Annotated in this window: 15 protein-coding genes; 9 read left to right on the top strand and 6 right to left on the bottom strand. The window is 61.5% G+C overall.

All coding sequences use genetic code 11. From position 1 onward, the window contains the following. Nucleotides 1–202 precede the first annotated feature (202 nt). Entirely contained in the window at nucleotides 203–364 is a 162-nt protein-coding gene (locus B9N88_RS32685; protein WP_166655314.1) for a hypothetical protein, read from the top strand. Here the strand turns inward: B9N88_RS32685 and B9N88_RS22620 are convergent. Further along, nucleotides 361–771, bottom strand: a complete 411-nt coding sequence (locus tag B9N88_RS22620) for a PA0061/PA0062 family lipoprotein (protein WP_027606238.1) — start codon at nucleotides 769–771, stop codon at nucleotides 361–363. The two genes, B9N88_RS32685 and B9N88_RS22620, sit on opposite strands and share 4 nt — an antisense overlap. 207 nt (nucleotides 772–978) lie before the next feature. Between B9N88_RS22620 and B9N88_RS22615 the strand changes: the two genes are divergently transcribed. From B9N88_RS22615 to B9N88_RS22605, 3 genes are read left to right on the top strand one after another with little or no spacing between them, the layout of a single operon-like run. Beyond that, nucleotides 979–4,200, top strand: a complete 3,222-nt coding sequence (locus B9N88_RS22615; protein ID WP_027606237.1) for an efflux RND transporter permease subunit — start codon at nucleotides 979–981, stop codon at nucleotides 4,198–4,200. Continuing rightward, on the top strand, nucleotides 4,190–5,359 hold the full coding sequence (locus tag B9N88_RS22610; protein ID WP_027606236.1) for an efflux RND transporter periplasmic adaptor subunit: 1,170 nt from the start codon (nucleotides 4,190–4,192) through the stop codon (nucleotides 5,357–5,359). Before B9N88_RS22615 ends, B9N88_RS22610 begins: the two co-directional genes overlap by 11 nt. Continuing rightward, the gene (locus tag B9N88_RS22605) at nucleotides 5,343–6,761 is read left to right on the top strand and encodes an efflux transporter outer membrane subunit (RefSeq protein WP_027606235.1); all 1,419 of its coding nucleotides are present in this window, start codon (nucleotides 5,343–5,345) and stop codon (nucleotides 6,759–6,761) included. Before B9N88_RS22610 ends, B9N88_RS22605 begins: the two co-directional genes overlap by 17 nt. A 200-nt stretch (nucleotides 6,762–6,961) precedes the next feature. On the opposite strand, the gene B9N88_RS22600 is transcribed toward B9N88_RS22605, so the two are convergent. Continuing rightward, nucleotides 6,962–7,414, bottom strand: a complete 453-nt coding sequence (locus tag B9N88_RS22600) for a hypothetical protein (RefSeq protein WP_081744437.1) — start codon at nucleotides 7,412–7,414, stop codon at nucleotides 6,962–6,964. After that, nucleotides 7,392–7,775: a polymorphic toxin type 44 domain-containing protein gene (locus B9N88_RS22595; RefSeq protein WP_027606234.1), complete on the bottom strand. Its 384-nt coding sequence runs from the start codon at nucleotides 7,773–7,775 to the stop codon at nucleotides 7,392–7,394. Before B9N88_RS22595 ends, B9N88_RS22600 begins: the two co-directional genes overlap by 23 nt. 369 nt (nucleotides 7,776–8,144) lie before the next feature. On the opposite strand from B9N88_RS22595, the gene B9N88_RS22590 reads away from it, so the two are divergent. Next, nucleotides 8,145–8,603 (top strand): REP-associated tyrosine transposase, encoded by a 459-nt coding sequence (locus tag B9N88_RS22590; RefSeq protein WP_027606233.1) that lies wholly within the window; start codon nucleotides 8,145–8,147, stop codon nucleotides 8,601–8,603. 120 nt (nucleotides 8,604–8,723) lie between these two features. On the opposite strand, the gene B9N88_RS22585 is transcribed toward B9N88_RS22590, so the two are convergent. Next, nucleotides 8,724–10,007 (bottom strand): Zn-dependent hydrolase, encoded by a 1,284-nt coding sequence (locus B9N88_RS22585; protein WP_027606232.1) that lies wholly within the window; start codon nucleotides 10,005–10,007, stop codon nucleotides 8,724–8,726. Nucleotides 10,008–10,032: 25 nt separating this feature from the next. Next, a complete protein-coding gene (locus tag B9N88_RS22580) occupies nucleotides 10,033–11,514 on the bottom strand; it encodes an NCS1 family nucleobase:cation symporter-1 (protein ID WP_027606231.1) in 1,482 nt (493 codons plus the stop codon). Nucleotides 11,515–12,105: 591 nt separating this feature from the next. On the opposite strand from B9N88_RS22580, the gene hydA reads away from it, so the two are divergent. From hydA to preA, 3 genes are all read left to right on the top strand, one after another. After that, on the top strand, nucleotides 12,106–13,545 hold the full coding sequence (gene hydA / locus B9N88_RS22575) for a dihydropyrimidinase (protein ID WP_027606230.1): 1,440 nt from the start codon (nucleotides 12,106–12,108) through the stop codon (nucleotides 13,543–13,545). A 156-nt stretch (nucleotides 13,546–13,701) separates the two neighbouring features. After that, on the top strand, nucleotides 13,702–15,069 hold the full coding sequence (locus B9N88_RS22570; RefSeq protein ID WP_027606229.1) for an NAD(P)-dependent oxidoreductase: 1,368 nt from the start codon (nucleotides 13,702–13,704) through the stop codon (nucleotides 15,067–15,069). Next, nucleotides 15,069–16,343: an NAD-dependent dihydropyrimidine dehydrogenase subunit PreA gene (gene preA / locus B9N88_RS22565; protein WP_027606228.1), complete on the top strand. Its 1,275-nt coding sequence runs from the start codon at nucleotides 15,069–15,071 to the stop codon at nucleotides 16,341–16,343. Before B9N88_RS22570 ends, preA begins: the two co-directional genes overlap by 1 nt. A 94-nt stretch (nucleotides 16,344–16,437) precedes the next feature. Here the strand turns inward: preA and B9N88_RS22560 are convergent, their stop codons facing one another. Then, nucleotides 16,438–17,058, bottom strand: a complete 621-nt coding sequence (locus B9N88_RS22560; protein ID WP_027606227.1) for a TetR/AcrR family transcriptional regulator — start codon at nucleotides 17,056–17,058, stop codon at nucleotides 16,438–16,440. Nucleotides 17,059–17,173: 115 nt separating this feature from the next. On the opposite strand from B9N88_RS22560, the gene copC reads away from it, so the two are divergent. Continuing rightward, nucleotides 17,174–17,539 carry a copper homeostasis periplasmic binding protein CopC gene (copC, locus tag B9N88_RS22555; protein ID WP_027606226.1) on the top strand — a complete coding sequence of 122 codons (366 nt, stop codon included), beginning with the start codon at nucleotides 17,174–17,176 and terminating at the stop codon, nucleotides 17,537–17,539. Nucleotide 17,540 lies beyond the last annotated feature (1 nt).

Here is a 17,540-nt window from a genome sequence, read left to right as displayed (position 1 = left end):
CTCTTGATCAACTGCCGGTGAGGGCCCTGATCATAGGACGCTCTGCCACGCGGGTATAGCCCATAGGCTCAGTAAAGCGTCGCGGTTAGAGCAAACGAGTTGGACGAACACGACCATTGGTCAATAGCAGGCAACCGCCGGGTAGCTAGACTGTCCATTGAGAAGACTGTGTGTGCCCCCTGCGGGGCGAAAGGAGGCCAAAATGAGCCTTGCAACAACGATTTTCCTGTTGATCTGCGGTTGGCTGGCGGTAGCCGGCGCCATGTTGTGGGGGGTGTTGCGCATTACCCGCCGGCACCATCACCCCCACGTCAAACCTGAGGCACCCGCCAAGCCCCATAGAGCGGCGGTGCACCACGCCTAGCCAGGCATGCAATTGAAATCCTGAGTCGCCGCGACTTCCTTACCGTGCCCGTCCATCAGGGATGCGCGCACGGTGGTGCCCAGGCTCGACTCCACCAGGGTGTAATGCTCACCCGCCTTGAAATCCTTGTACTCGACCCGACCCTGGCAGTCCTGCTGGTTGTCGTCGCCGGCTTCTTCCTCGAACAACGTCACGTCCAGGCGATGATCCCCGGGGGTCACCTCGAAAAAGCGCCCGTCGTCGACACGCTTGCCGTCCACACGTTCGGCCATCAGGTCGTTCGGCGCTTCTTCTTTCAAGCCGATCCAGGCTTCGCTGGGGTCCGCCTTGGGAATCGGGCCGGCACAGGCCGACAACAACAAAACAGCCCCCAGGGCGGGGATCATCAATAAAGGTTTGAGTGACATGGCAGAGCTCCAAAGAACATCAGTAAAAAGACAAGTCGTCCGATGGGATGCAAGCTTGGGCAGCCACGCCCTGTAGAACAAATGAATCCATATGAAACGATCTTCAGCCCTTACCTAAATGTTCCTTCACCTGGCTGAAAGGCGCGTGTTAGGTGGGTCGGGCAAGACTGCCGGGGTTTGCAATCCTGCTCCCTCGGAGGTTCACGCATGCTCGGGCTGGTAAAGACCGCACTGCAAAAGCCGTACACGTTTATCGTGTTGGCCATATTCATCTGCATCATCGGGCCGATGGCGGCCCTGCGAACCCCCACCGACGTGTTTCCCGATATCGGCATCCCTGTGGTCGCCGTGGTCTGGCAGTACAACGGCCTGTCGCCGGACGCCATGGCCGGCCGGGTGATCTACACCTACGAACGCTCCCTGAGCACCACCGTCAACGACATCGAACATATCGAATCGCAATCCTTGCCCGGCATGGGCATCGTGAAGATTTTCTTCCAGCCCGGCGTCGACATCCGCACCGCCAACGCCCAAGTGACCGCCGTGTCACAAACGGTGCTCAAGCAGATGCCACCGGGTATCACGCCACCGCTGATCCTCAACTACAGCGCCTCCACGGTGCCGATCCTGCAAATGGCGTTCTCCAGCCCGACGCTGTCGGAAGCCAAAATTCGCGACCTGGTGCAGAACAATATCCGCCTGCCCCTCAGCGCCCTGCCCGGCCTGGCCATGCCCACGCCGATGGGTGGCAAGCAGCGGCAGATCACCCTTGACCTCGACCCCCAGGCGCTGGCGGCCAAAGGCTTGTCGGCCCAGGATGTGGGCAATGCCCTGGCGCTGCAGAACCAGATCATCCCGGTGGGCACCGCCAAACTCGGCCCCAATGAATACACGATCCTGCTCAACAACAGCCCCAAGGCCATCGATGAGCTCAACGACCTGCCGATCAAGACCGTCGACGGCGCGCTGATCACCATCGGCCAGGTCGCCCACGTGCGCGACGGTTCGCCGCCGCAGACCAACATCGTGCGCGTCGACGGCCATCGCGCGGTGCTGATGCCGGCGTTGAAAAACGGCAGCATTTCCACCCTGTCGATCATCGACGGTATCCGCCAGATGCTGCCGCGCATCAACGAAACCCTGCCGCCGTCACTGAAGACCTCGCTGCTGGGCGACGCCTCGGTATTCGTCAAGCAATCGGTGGGCAGCGTGGCCCAGGAAGGCATCATCGCCGCGCTGCTGACCAGTGCGATGATCCTGCTGTTCCTCGGCAGCTGGCGCTCCACGATCATTATCGCGGCGTCGATTCCCCTGGCGGTGCTGTCGGCCATTGCGCTGCTGGCGGTCAGCGGGCAGACCCTCAACGTCATGACCCTCGGCGGGCTGGCGTTGGCCGTAGGGATCCTGGTGGACGACGCCACGGTGACCATCGAAAACATCAACTGGCACCTGGAGCAAGGCAAGCCGGTGAAGACCGCGATCCTCGACGGCGCCGCGCAAATTGTCGGCCCGGCGTTCGTCTCGCTGCTGTGCATCTGCATCGTGTTCGTGCCGATGTTCCTGCTGCAAGGCATCGCCGGTTATCTGTTCCGGCCGATGGCGCTGGCGGTGATCTTTGCCATGGCCAGCTCATTCATTCTTTCGCGCACCCTGGTGCCGACGCTGGCGATGTTCCTGCTCAAGCCGCACACGCCGGAGCCAGGCGTGGGGCACCATCCCGAAGATGCATTCATCAACCACCATGAGGGCGAGCAGCACCCGAAACCGCGCAATGCCGCACTGCAAGCGGTGCTGAATTTCCAGCAGGGTTTCGAGCGTCACTTCTCGAATATCCGCGACACCTACCACGGCCTGCTGACCTTGGCCCTGGGCAATCGCAAGGGTTTTATCGTCGGTTTCCTGGCCTGTGTGCTCGCCTCATTCCTGCTGTTGCCCAGCCTGGGCCAGGACTTTTTCCCGGCGACGGATGCCGGCGCGCTGGCCCTGCATGTGCGCCTGCCGCTGGGCACGCGTATCGAAGAAAGCGCCGCCGCCTTCGACCGCATCGAAGCGCGGATCCGTGAAGTGATCCCCGCCGAAGAGCTGGACACCATCGTCGATAACATTGGCATTCCGCTCAGCGGCATCGACATGGCCTACAGCAGCAGCGGTACCATCGGCCCGCAGGATGGCGACATCCAGGTCAGCCTGAAAAAGGGCCATGCGCCTACCGCGGACTACGTGAAGAAACTGCGTGAAGCGCTGCCGCAGAGTTTCCCTGGCAGCCACTTTGCGTTCCTGCCGGCGGACATCAGCAGCCAGATCCTCAACTTCGGCGCGCCGGCGCCGCTGGACGTGAAAATCTCCGGGCGCAGCGATGCAGAAAACCGCGCCTATGCCGTCGAGTTGGAACGTCGCCTGCAACACGTGCCCGGTATCGCCGACCTGCGCATCCAGCAGTCCACCGGCTACCCGTCGCTGCAGGTGAATGTCGACCGCATGCGCGCCAACGGCCTGGGCATTACCGAGCGGGACGTGACCAACAGCATGGTGGCGTCGCTGGCCGGCAGTTCGCAGACCGCGCCGACCTTCTGGCTCAACCCGGCCAACGGCGTGTCCTATTCCATTGTCGCCGCCACCCCGCAATACCGACTCGACAGCCTGCCGTCACTGGAAGCGCTGCCCGTCACCGGCGCCGATGGGCAGTCACAGATCCTCGGCGGCGTAGCAACTATCTCCCGCGTGCAAAGCCCGGCGGTGGTGACCCACTACAACATCGAACCGACCCTGGACCTGTACGCCAACGTGCAGGGCCGCGATCTCGGCGGCGTAGCCCGCGACGTGCAAAAGGTGCTGGATGACACCGCGCATCTGCGCCCCAAAGGCGCGACGATCAGCCTGCACGGGCAGATCGATGCGCTGCATGAAGCCTTCAGCGGCTTGAGCCTTGGCCTGCTGGGTGCGGTGGTGCTGATCTACCTGCTGATCGTGATCAACTTCCAGTCGTGGGCCGACCCGTTCGTCATCATCACCGCGTTGCCGGCGGCGCTCGCAGGCATCGTGTGGATGCTGTTCCTCAGCGGCACCTCCTTGTCGGTGCCGGCGCTCACCGGCGCCATCCTGTGCATGGGCGTGGCCACGGCCAACTCGATCCTGGTGGTGAGCTTCTGCCGTGAGCGCCTGGCCGAACATGGTGATGCGTTGAAAGCCGCCATGGAGGCCGGTTACACGCGCTTCCGCCCGGTGTGCATGACCGCCCTGGCGATGATCATCGGCATGTTGCCCCTGGCAATTTCCGAGGAGCAGAACGCCCCGCTCGGGCGCGCCGTCATCGGCGGTTTGATCTTCGCGACCCTCGCCACATTGTTGTTTGTTCCCGTGGTCTTCAGCCTGGTCCACGGTCGTCACCCTACTCGCGCAGTTGCAGGAGAAACCCCACATGTCGTCTGATCACAAACCCTCGCGCAAGCGTCTGATGCTCATGGGTGTCGGCGGCCTGACCCTGGCCGCCCTGTTGGTCGCCAACGGCCTGCATGCCCGCACGCTGCACGAACAATCGGTCACGGCCTGGACCGAGACCGCCGCCATCCCGCACGTGATGGTGTTCCAGCCCCGGCAGAATGTGGCCGGCGATACCTTGCGCCTGCCGGCGCACCTGGAAGCCTGGAGCAAGGCGCCGATCCACGCCCGGGTCAGCGGTTACCTGAAGGATTGGAAAGTCGATATCGGCAGCCGGGTCAAGGCCGGGCAAGTCCTCGCGGAAATCGACAGCCCCGACCTGGATCAACAGCTGGCGCAGACCCATGCACGCCTGGTGCAGGAACAGGCCAACGCACGCCTGGCCGAAACCACCGCCACGCGCTGGCAAAACCTGCTGGCCAGCCATTCGGTATCGCGCCAGGAGGCCGATGAAAAAACCTCCAATGCCGCTGCCGCCAAGGCCAACGCCGAGGCCGCCGCTGCCGACTATGCCCGGCTGTCGGCACTGGAAAGCTACAAGACCCTTCGCGCCCCGTTCGCCGGCACCATCACCGCGCGCAACACCGATATCGGCCAGCTGATCAAGGCCGACACCGACAGCGATCCGGAACTGTTCAACATTGCCGACACCCATCAATTGCGCCTCTACGTACCGGTGCCGCAGAACTACGCAGCAGTCATCCATCCGGGCCTTGAAGCCGAGCTGACCGTGCCCGAGCACCCCGGCAAGCATTTCAAGGCGCGCCTGATCGGTGACTCCACCGCCATCGACCGCCGCTCCGGCACCCTGCTCGCCCAGTTCGTCGCCGACAACCCCGACGGCGAGCTGCTGCCCGGTGATTATGCCGAGGCCACCCTGCCGATTCCGGCCGATACCCATGGCGTGAGCATCCCGGCCAGCGCCCTGATCTTCCGCGCCCAGGGCACCCAGGTGGCGGTGTTGGACGGGCAGAACCGTGTGCACCTGCAGCCCATCCATATCGGCCTCGACCTGGGCGAACGCCTGGTGATCGACCAGGGCTTGAAACCCGCCGACCGCATCGTCGACAACCCGCCCGATGCCCTGCGCGAAGGTGATCCCGTGCAGCTCGCCGATGCCTCCGGAGGTGCGCATGCGCATAAGGCTTAAACCGCTCGCCGCATTGACGCTGCTGCTCTTGCAGGGTTGCTCGATGGCGCCGACCTACAAGGTGCCGGCGATCGACCTGCCGACCCACTACCGCGAACAGACCAGCGATGGCCCCTGGCACAGCGCGCAGCCGTCCGACCAACTGGCACCCGAATGGTGGAAGCTCTACAACGATTCGCGCCTGGATGACCTGCAACAGCAGCTGCTCAAGGCCAACCCGGACCTGGCGGCGGCGCTGGCGCACTTTGATGCTTCCCAAGCGTATGCCAGCCAACTGCACGCAGGCCTGTTCCCGCAGATCACCGCCAGCGCGCAACCGCTGCGCCAGCGGCAATCGGATTCGCGACCGTTGCGGGGGGATACGCAACCGTCGGTGTACAACAGCAACATCGCGGGGTTTTCCTTGAGCTATGACCTGGACCTGTGGGGCAAAATCCGCAACCAGGTCGCGGCCGGCGATGCCCAGGCGCAAGCGTCCGGGGATGACCTGGCGGTGGCACGCCTGAGTTTGCAGCGTCAGTTGGCGACCTTGTACGTGCAGCTCAATGGGCTGGATGCACAGAGCCGGATTCTCACTCGCTCGCTGGATGATTTCAGCCAGGCATTGCAATTGACCCGCAGCCGCTACGAGGGCCAGATAGCCTCGGAGCTGGACCTGACCCGTGCGCAAAATCAACTGGCGCAGGCCAGGGCGCAATTGGATGAAGTGCGTGGGCAACGCAACCTCACCGAGCACGCCATCGGCGAGTTGGTGGGTGTGGCAGCCAGCGACTTTACCTTGCCGCCCGGCCAGCAACTGATCGCCCTGCCGGGAATTCCGTCGCAGTTGCCAAGCCACCTGTTGCAACGTCGCCCGGATATTGCAGCGGCAGAGCGCCGGGTGTTTGCGGCCAACGCAAATGTCGGCGTGGCCAAGGCGGCGTGGTACCCGGACTTCAGCTTGACCGGGTTGATTGGCGGACAGACACAGGGCGTCGGCAATCTGCTGTCGGCGGGCAATCGGTATTGGGCGCTGGGACCGTTGGTGAACCTGCCGATCTTCGACGGTGGCCGCTTGAGCGCCAATGAACGCCAGGCCAAGGCCGAGTTTGAAGAGGCGTCGGCGCAGTACCGTAGCCAGGTGCTGAAGGCCGTGCGCGAGGTGGAAGATAACCTGGCGCAACTACGGGATTTGCAGCAGGAGGCGCAGGATGAACAGGCGGCAGCGGATGCGGCGCAGCATACGCAATCATTGGCGATGAACAGCTATCAGGCGGGGGCGGTCAGTTACCTGGATGTGGTGACCGCGCAGACGGCGGCGTTGCAGGCGCAGCGGACATTGCAGGCGGTGCAGACGCGGCAGTTGCAGGCCAGTGTAGGACTCATGACCGCACTCGGCGGCGGCTGGCAACCTGGCGCCTGACATCACCCCAGGCACAGTGATAGCGGTGGAACAGCCAGTTTATCCGTAGCTGAGCCACCGCCATCGGGGGCAAGCCCCCTCCCACACGGGTCCTGCGTCAGACACATAATGTATAAGCGCCGCTGAACCAATGTGGGAGGGGGCTTGCCCCGCGATTGCGGTGATTCAGTCAATCATCACTGACTGATCCACCGCATATTTCAGCCCTCTGGCCGACTATTAAGAAAAACACTCACCACTGTGTAATCACTACCATTGGCATGCCGATACAGGGTACTGCTGTGATAGTCGGATACATCCCCCGACACCGAAACCGTAATCGAACGGCTCTCGACATCAACTTTTACCGCCCCGTCACGCGTAACTAGAAACGGATTGGCATCTTTCAATAAAGCCAATATTTCACTATCGGTTCCCAAGGTGCGGTAAACGTAATATCGGTAACTGAACGGCACAGTGGCCCCTCCGCGATCATCCTTGACGCCATAGATCGAAGCGTCATCACTGATCGGCACGCGGAGTACAACCTCCGTCAATTGCGGACGGCCCGGCGAAAGCAGCCAATCACCAGCGATATACACCAAGCAAAGCGCCAGCAAGATCGTTGTGACCGTTGAATAAAGCGACTTTCTAGTAGTTCCTGAACCTGGCATACCTGATTCCTTTCTTGATCCAATATTGGTCGACTGGATCGTCACCGAAAGGCGCATCCCCCCACCAACGACCAAACTCGGGTTTATCCGTACCCGCCCTGGTTTGAGCAAGTCCCGCTGCACGTAAAAGCACTTCTTCGCTGAAACCCGCGGCAATCCCCACGGCGCCATAGTGAAAGTTTCCAAACGCTTCATATTCTTTGGAAATTTGCTTGTAGTCCCACGGGCCGCGATTGCGGACCTGAGTATAAAACCAAGAGTACATAAACGCTGAACCGGCTTTCAGTACATTCTTTTTATGAAAAGCGGTGGCCATATTTTCGTCAACCGATACACCAGGCGGGGGTATAGGGTTCGCCATTGCATGCTTCCTCTGCATTAGGTTTTTGCGCGGCAGAACCTAACACCGGATAGCCAAGATGATGAGCGAGGAGAAGAGCAAAAGAGGATTCGTACGAAGGAGTAAGACATGCCTTACACCACAGCCTCAAAGCAAGATACTTCCAAGTGCAATGAGGTTGCGGCAGCGTCAGTTCTGGCCTCATCGGGGGCAAGCCCCCTCCCACACTGATCCTGCGTCAGACACATAATGTATAAGCACTGCGGCCCCCATGTGGGAGGGGGCTTGCCCCCGATAGCGTCCTTCCAGACACATCCTGCCAAAAGCCTGCCCATCAACCTCCTGCTCGCCAATCTAGCCTCTCTAAGCACATCTAGAGAGGGCAAGGGAATGGCAGATTTACCCGCTTCACACCGCCTGCGCATCGGTCGATTCAGCGAACCCAACCGTATCTACCTCATCACCACCAACACCCACGAACGCATACCGATATTCAGCAATTTTCATCTCGCTCGCCTGGTGGTCTGGCAATTTCGGTTAGCCCAGTACCAAGGGCTGGCCAACTCCCTGGCATGGGTCATCATGCCGGACCATTTCCATTGGCTGCTTGAACTGAAAAAAGGCTCGCTGGCGGACTTGATGCGCCAGGTGAAGTCAAAAAGCACCAGGACCGTCAATGGCGTGAGTGGTCGCAAGGGCCGGCTCTGGCAAGAGAGCTTTCATGACCAGGCTCTGCGCAAGGAAGATGACTTGGTGAAAATGGCCCGGTATGTGGTGGCTAATCCATTGCGAGCGGGTCTGGTCGAGCGGATTGGCGACTACCCACTGTGGGATGCCATCTGGGTTTAACGTCATACACAGTTCAAATGTGGGAGGGGGCTTGCTCCCGATTGCGGTAGGTCAGTCAGCTTATCTGTAACTGATACACCGCTATCGGGAGCAAGCCCCCTCCCACATTTTTTCCGCATTTCAGGCGGCGAGTTTGCCGCTGGCGATGGCGGCTGAAGCGGCCACCATGGCCCGCAACAACACCGCACACCCCGCCGCCAGGTCATCCGGGGCGGCGTTCTCGATTTCGTTGTGGCTGATGCCCCCTTCACACGGCACAAAGATCATCCCCGCCGGCCCCAACTCGGCGACGAAAATCGCGTCGTGCCCTGCCCCGCTGACGATGTCCATGTTCGACAAGCCCAGCCCATTGGCCGCATCGCGCACGGCGTCCACACAGCCTTTGTCGAAGTACAGCGGCGGGAAGTCAGCCGTGGGTTCCATTTCAAAACTCAGCCCATGCCTGGCACAGGTCTCGTCGATTACCTTGCGCACCTGGGCAATCATCGAATCCAACCGTGCCGGTTCCAAGTGCCGGAAGTCCAGGGTCATGCGCACTTCGCCAGGAATGACGTTGCGTGAACCGGGATACGCCTGCAGGCAACCGACGGTCCCGCACGCATGGGGCTGGTGCCCCAAGGCCGCCGCATTGACCGCCGCCACCACCGCCGCCGCGCCTACCAGGGCGTCCTTGCGCAGGTGCATCGGCGTCGGCCCCGCATGGGCCTCGACACCGCGCAGTTTCAGGTCGAACCACTTCTGCCCGAGGGCGCCGAGCACCACGCCGATGGTCTTTTTCTCATCCTCCAGAATCGGCCCTTGTTCGATATGCGCCTCGAAATACGCACCGACCTTGTGCCCACTCTCAGGACGGGTTCCCGCGTAGCTGATCGCATTCAGCGCATCACCCACGCTGACCCCGTCCGCATCGACCTTGGCCAGGGTATCCGCCAGGGTGAATTTCCTGGCAAACACACCCGAGCCCATCATGCACGGCGGGAAGCGCGAGCCTTCCTCGTTGGTCCACACCACCACTTCCAAGGGCGCCTCGGTTTCGATCTTGAGGTCATTGAGCGTACGCAGCACCTCCACTCCCGCCAGCACGCCAAAGCAGCCATCGAACTTGCCACCTGTGGGCTGGGTATCGATATGGCTGCCGGTCATCACCGGCGGCAGGTCGGGATTACGCCCAGGGCGGCGCGCGAAGATATTGCCGATGCCGTCGACGGTCACGGTGCAACCGGCGTCTTCGCACCACTGCACAAACAGGTCGCGGGCCTTGCGGTCGAGGTCGGTGAGGGCCAGGCGGCACACGCCGCCCTTGGGGGTGGCGCCGAGTTTGGCCAGGTCCATCAGCGACTGCCACAAGCGGTCGCGGTTGATGTGCTGGTGGGTCGATTGCAGAACGTCAAGGGCAGCGTTCATGGGGATCTCCTCAGGCGTGTATTTCTTATGAATTGACAACCACCGGGCTGGCTCCACGCCTGGCATTCAGGCCGTAATACAACAACCCGCCCAACGCCGAACCGGTAAACCAGCCGTAGCTGTAGAACCAGCTGAACGCATCACTGCCCAGGGACAGCAAGGTCAGCACCACCGGCACACCGAAGGCGATAAAACCGCTCCAGTTCCACGCCGGGTACACGTCGTCGCGGTAGAGGCCGGCCAGGTCCAGTTGTTGTTTGCGGGTGATGAAGTAGTCCACCACCATGATCCCGGCAATCGGCCCCAACAGGCTCGAATAGCCCAGCAACCAGTTGGAATACACGGTTTCCAGGCTCACATCCGAGACGATCAGGCCGAGTTTTTTCAGCAGTTCGTGGCCCATCAACGCCAAGCCCACCAACCCGGTGAGGATCACCGCCGTGGTGCGGTTGATCAGCTTGGGCGCGATGTTCTGGAAGTCGTTGGTGGGCGAGACGATATTCGCGGCGGTGTTGGTGGACAACGTGGCGACGATGATCAGCGCCATGGCCACGGCCACCCACACCGGGCTCTGGATATGGCCGATCAGGGTCACTGGGTCGGATACGCTGACGCCCACCAGTTTCACCGAGGCGGCGGTCATGCTCACGCCGAGGGCGGCGAACAGGAACATGGTCAGCGGCAGGCCGAAAATCTGCCCGAGGATCTGGTCCTTCTGGCTTTTGGCGTAGCGGCTGAAGTCGGGAATATTCAGCGACAAGGTGGCCCAGAACCCCACCATCGCGGTAAGGCCGGCCATGAAGTAACCGGTCAGGCTCGCGCCTTCGGGCCGCTTGGGCGGGATTGCCATCAACTCGCTGATCGACACGTTGGGCATCGCCCATACCAGCAGGCCGATGCCCACCGCCACCAGCAACGGCGCCGAGAGGGTTTCCAGACGCTTGATCGACTCGGCACCGCGCAGCACCACCCACAGATTCAGGCACCAGAAAATCATGAAGCCGATCACTTCACCGGTGCCGCCGAGGGACTTCCATCCCTCGAAAATCGAGCCCAGGAACAGATGGATCGCCAGCCCGCCGAACATGGTCTGGATCCCGAACCAGCCGCAGGCCACCAATGCCCGAATCAAACACGGCACGTTGGAACCGAGGATGCCGAAGGACGAACGCAGCAACACCGGAAACGGAATGCCGTACTTGGTGCCGGGGAAAGCGTTGAGGGTCAGCGGGATCAGCACCACGATATTGGCCAGCAAGATCGCCATCAGCGCCTCACCCACCGACAGGCCGAAATACGCGGTGAGCACACCGCCCAGGGTGTAGGTGGGCACGCAGATCGACATGCCGACCCACAGCGCGGTGATGTGCCACTTGTTCCAGGTGCGTTCGTGCACCTTGGTCGGTGCCATGTCGTGGTTGTAGCGAGGGCTGTCGAGGACGTCGGGGCCGGCGTCGAGTTCGTACAGGCCGTTGCGCTCAATGACTTGCGATCTGTTCTGTTGCATGGCCGCTCCACGGTTTTTTCGAATTATTGTTGCTCACCCCGCGCTGAACGCAGGGTGGCCGGAGTACCTCGTAAACAACATGACATCACGGGCCCGGCCAGCTACCACTGCACTCAATAACCGTGCCGACAACTGCCCTTGAACCCGCACCGCTTATATAACTGGCTGATGTTAATCAGCTTTCCGATTGTGCCTACGGTACTTGCCGCGTGACTCAGGCTAAATAACGCGCAAGTTATCCGAACTGTCAGGACTCAATCTGGTGCACCACAATTATTTTTATTTACCGACCCCGTCAAGAGGCATCTCTCAAGCGTCTGATTTGCAATAAGAAATGTTGCTCATATTGAGAACCTGTCAAGTGCGTCAAAATGGTGAGAGGCCGCTGCATTTTGGTGATTTTGTATTTTTTACCTTATAAATCAACAATTTAAATTCAATATAAGCTTATAAAAAATCTTCTTGCCCAATCGAAAAACTCGGACTAGTTTCTATTCCTGTCACCGATGACAGGAATTAACCGACCATCGGCGCGTAGCCATACAACACTTAGAACTGGCACAAGCCGGTCAAGCCTGTGAGGAACTCGACATGTCGCTGTTGATCCGTGGCGCCACCGTTATTACCCATGATGAAAGTTACCGCGCCGATGTTTTATGCGCAGGCGGTCTGATTCGCGCCATTGGCACGGACCTGGATATCCCCGCCGGCACTGAACAACTCGACGGCAGCGGCCAATATTTGATGCCCGGCGGCATCGACCCCCATACCCATATGCAACTGCCCTTCATGGGCACGGTGGCCAGTGAAGATTTTTTCAGCGGCACGGCGGCGGGTCTGGCCGGAGGCACCACGTCGATTATCGACTTCGTGATTCCCAACCCGCAGCAATCGTTGATGGAAGCGTTCCATCAGTGGCGGGGCTGGGCGGAAAAATCCGCGGCCGACTACGGCTTCCACGTGGCGATCACCTGGTGGAGCGAGCAGGTGCGCGAGGAAATGGCCGAGCTGGTCAGCCACCACGGCATCAACAGCTTCAAGCATTTCATGGCCTACAAGAACGCGATCATGGCGGCCGACGACACCCTGGTGGCCAGCTTCGAACGCTGCCTGGAACTCGGCGCCGTACCCACCGTGCATGCGGAAAACGGCGAGCTGGTGTACCACCTGCAACGCAAGCTGATGGCCCAGGGCATCACCGGGCCGGAAGCGCACCCGCTGTCGCGCCCGTCCCAGGTGGAAGGCGAAGCGGCCAGCCGCGCTATCCGTATCGCCGAGACCATCGGCACGCCGCTGTACCTGGTGCACGTCTCCACCCGGGAAGCGCTGGATGAAATCACCTACGCCCGGGGCAAGGGCCAGGCGGTCTACGGCGAAGTGCTCGCCGGCCACCTGCTGCTGGACGACAGCGTCTACCAGCACCCCGACTGGCAAACCGCCGCCGGCTATGTGATGAGCCCGCCGTTCCGCCCGCGCGGGCATCAGGAAGCGCTGTGGCATGGCCTGCAATCCGGCAACCTGCACACCACCGCCACCGACCACTGCTGCTTCTGCGCCGAGCAAAAAGCCGTCGGGCGTGACGACTTCAGCAAGATCCCCAACGGCACCGCCGGTATCGAAGACCGCATGGCGCTGCTGTGGCACGAAGGGGTCAACAGCGGACGCCTGTCGATGCAGGAATTCGTCGCGCTGACCTCCACCAACACCGCGAAGATCTTCAACCTCTACCCGCGCAAAGGCGCGATCCGCGTGGGTGCGGATGCCGACCTGGTGCTGTGGGATCCCGAAGGCACGCGGACCATTTCCGCCAAGACTCACCATCAGAAGGTGGACTTCAACATCTTCGAAGGCAAGACCGTGCGCGGCGTGCCGAGCCACACCATCAGCCAGGGCAAGCTGGTCTGGGCCGATGGCGACCTGCGCGCCGAACGTGGCGCCGGGCGCTATGTGGAACGGCCGGCGTATCCGTCGGTGTTCGAGCAGTTGAGCAAGCGGGCGGAGCATTCCAGGCCGGTTGCTGTGAAGCGCTGAGACCGCTATCGGGGGCAAGCCCCCTCCCACACTTGACCGCATTCATTCAGATACAACTCGGTCGAATGTGGGAGGGGGCTTGCCCCCGATGAGGCCAGTACAGGCAACAAAAATGCCCACTTAGAGGCAATCCAAAAAAACCGTGAGGCCCACACCGTGATCCAGACCCTGACCCACCTCCCCCATCCCCATGAAGACGGCGCCACCCTCGCCAGCCATTTCACCGACCTGGCGCCGCCGCTCAACGCGCGCCAGGCCCAACTGGAAGCCTCGCGCTGCCTCTATTGCTACGACGCCCCTTGCGTGAACGCATGCCCCAGCGAAATCGACATCCCGTCGTTCATCCGCAATATCCACACCGACAACGTCCAGGGCGCAGCGCAGAAAATCCTCTCGGCCAACATCCTTGGCGGCAGCTGCGCGCGGGTCTGCCCGACGGAGATCCTCTGCCAGCAAGCCTGCGTGCGTAACAACGCCGAAGAATGCGCGCCGGTGCTGATCGGTCTGTTGCAACGCTACGCCATCGATAACGCCCACTTCAGCGAACACCCGTTCCAGCGTGCCGCCCCCACCGGCAAACGCATCGCCGTGGTCGGCGCAGGTCCCGCAGGGCTGGCCTGCGCCCATCGCGCCGCTGTGCACGGGCACGACGTGGTGATCTTCGAAGCGCAGGAAAAGGCCGGTGGCCTGAATGAATACGGAATCGCCAAGTACAAGCTGGTCGACGACTTCGCCCAGAAGGAACTGGATTTCCTCCTGCAGATCGGCGGCATCGAAATGCGCCACGGCCAGCGCCTGGGCGACAACCTCACCCTGAGCGAACTGCACCAGCAATTCGATTCGGTGTTCCTTGGCCTGGGCCTGGCGGCCAGCAAGCAACTCGGCTTACCCCATGAGGACGCACCCGGCCTGCTCGCCGCCACCGACTATATCCGCGAACTGCGCCAGGCCGATGACCTGAGCCAACTGCCCCTGGCCGACCGCTGCATCGTGCTCGGCGCCGGCAATACCGCCATCGACATGGCTGTGCAAATGGCCCGGCTCGGTGCCCGTGATGTGAACCTCGTCTACCGCCGTGGCCTGGCCGACATGGGCGCCACCCACCATGAGCAGGACATCGCCAAGGCCAATCAGGTGCGCCTGCTGACCTGGGCCCAACCCGAAGCAGTCCTGCTCGACGACCAGGGCCACGTACGCGGCATGCGCTTCTCCCGCACCCGCCTGGAAAACGGCCGCCTGCAATCCACCGGAGAAACCTTCGAACTGGCCGCCGATGCCATCTTCAAGGCCATCGGCCAGGGCTTCGACAACGACGCCTTGCACGATCCCCTGGCGCAACAACTGCATCGCGTCGGCGAGCGTATTTTCGTCGACGAACAGCTGCGCACCAGCATCCCCGGGGTCTACGCCGGCGGTGACTGCGTCAGCCTCGGCCAGGACCTCACCGTGCAGGCGGTGCAACACGGCAAGCTGGCCGCCGAAGCCATGCACGCCCAACTCATGCTGAATGTGGAGGCTGCGTAATGGCCGATCTCTCGATTGTGTTTGCCGGTATCAAGGCCCCCAACCCGTTCTGGCTGGCCTCCGCGCCGCCCACCGACAAAGCCTACAACGTGGTCCGCGCATTTGAAGCGGGCTGGGGCGGCGTGGTGTGGAAGACCCTGGGTGAAGACCCGGCGGCGGTCAATGTGTCATCGCGCTACTCGGCGCACTACGGCGCCAACCGTGAAGTGCTGGGCATCAACAATATCGAACTGATCACCGACCGCTCCCTGGAGATCAACCTGCGGGAAATCACCCAGGTCAAAAAAGACTGGCCCGACCGCGCGCTGATCGTGTCGCTGATGGTGCCCTGCGTAGAGGAGTCCTGGAAAAACATCCTGCCCCTGGTGGAAGCCACCGGCTGCGACGGTATCGAGCTGAACTTCGGCTGCCCCCACGGCATGCCCGAACGCGGCATGGGCGCGGCGGTGGGCCAGGTGCCGGAATACGTGGAACAGGTGACGCGCTGGTGCAAGACCTATTGCTCGCTGCCGGTGATCGTCAAGCTCACGCCGAATATCACCGACATCCGCGTGGCGGCGCGGGCGGCGTATCGCGGCGGTGCGGACGCGGTGTCGCTGATCAACACCATCAACTCCATCACCAGCGTGGACCTGGAACGCATGGTCGCCCTGCCGATGGTCGGCACCCAGAGTACCCACGGCGGATACTGCGGTTCGGCGGTCAAGCCGATTGCCCTGAACATGGTTGCCGAAATCGCCCGTGACCCACAGACCCAGGGCCTACCGATCTGCGGGATCGGCGGCATCGACAACTGGCGCGACGCCGCGGAATTCGTCGCCCTCGGTTGCGGCGCGGTGCAGGTGTGCACGGCGGCGATGCTGCATGGTTTTCGCATCGTGGAAGAGATGAAGGATGGGCTGTCGCGGTGGATGGACAGCCAGGGCTACACCAGCCTGCAAGAATTTTCCGGGCGTGCGGTGGGCAACACCACGGACTGGAAGTACCTGGACATCAACTACCAGGTGATCGCCAGGATCGACCAGGCGGCGTGCATTGGCTGTGGGCGTTGCCATATTGCCTGTGAGGACACCTCGCACCAGGCCATCGCCAGTCTGAAACAGGCGGACGGCACGCATAAATACGAAGTGATCGATGACGAGTGCGTGGGCTGCAACCTGTGCCAGATCACCTGCCCGGTGGCGGATTGCATCGAGATGGTACCGATCGACACGGGCAAGCCGTTTTTGAATTGGACGCAGGATCCGAGGAATCCCTATCGAGAGGCGGTGTAGTCCTTCAGGCCACTATCGGGGGCCCCCTCCCACACCACACATCAAATGTGGGAGGGGCTTGCCCCCGATGAGGCCCTAAGCCCCACCACAGTACTCAAGGCTCCAACCCAATCCCACGCAAAATCACACTGGTCACCGTCTGGATCGCCTTCTCGAACTGCATATCCGACAACGGCTGGTGATCATTCAAAATCTTCACCTGGTGATCAAAGTCGGCATAGTGCTGGGTCGACGCCCAGATCATGTACAGCAGGCTCGACGGCTCCACCGGCAGGATGCGTTTGTCTTCCACCCACTGGCGAATTTTCGCTTCCTTCATCTTGGCCCAGTCGTACAGGCTCTCATCCAGGGCCTCACCGAGTGTGGGCGCACCGTGGATGATCTCGTTGGCCCAGACCTTGGAACCATAAGGCCGCGTGCGCGAGCGTTGCATCTTGGCGCGGATGTAACTGCTGAGCACCACCCGGGGGTCATCGAAGGTCTCGAAGCTGAGGGCGTCCTGCTTCCACACTTCCAGCAGGTCGAACAGCACCGCGCTGTACAGCTCGCTCTTGGTGGTGAAGTAGTAATGCAGGTTGGAGCGCGGCAGTTGTACTTCTTCGGCGATATCGGCCATGGCGGTGCTGCCGTAGCCCTTTTCGGCGAAGATCTTCTCCGCCGCCAGCAGGATTTTCTCGACGTTGACCCGGCGAATTCCGCTCTTGTGATTGCCCATAAGGGCTCCCTGACAAAGACATGCCCCAAAGACTACCACCGCTCTAGATCGGGGCGACAGGCGCAGTCGAAACTTCGTACACTGCCCGCTCCTAACCATTGATGGGTATTGCACAATGTTGATCAAGAAAACCCTGACCACTGTCGCCCTGCTCGCCTCCCTGCTGGGTGCCTCCGCAGCATTTGCCCATGCTCATCTCAAAAGCGCCACGCCTGCGGCGGACAGCAGCGTCACCGCGCCCCAAGACCTGCGCCTGACCTTCAGCGAAGGCGTCGAAGCCACCTTCACCAAGGTGTCCCTGAGCAAAGACGGCATCGAAATCGCCATCAAAGGCCTGGAAACCCCGGACGCCGACAAGAAAACCCTAGTGGTGACACCGGCCGCCCCACTTGCGGCGGGCACCTACAAGGTGGTGTGGAATGCGGTGTCGGTGGACACCCACAAGAGCAGCGGTGAATACAGCTTCAAGGTCGGCCAATAAC

It is taken from the genome of Pseudomonas sp. LAMO17WK12:I1, assembly GCF_900177315.1.
Classification (GTDB): Bacteria; Pseudomonadota; Gammaproteobacteria; order Pseudomonadales; family Pseudomonadaceae; genus Aquipseudomonas; species Aquipseudomonas marginalis.
Note: the sequence above shows the minus strand (reverse complement) of the source record. Positions and strands in the feature narration are given on the sequence as shown.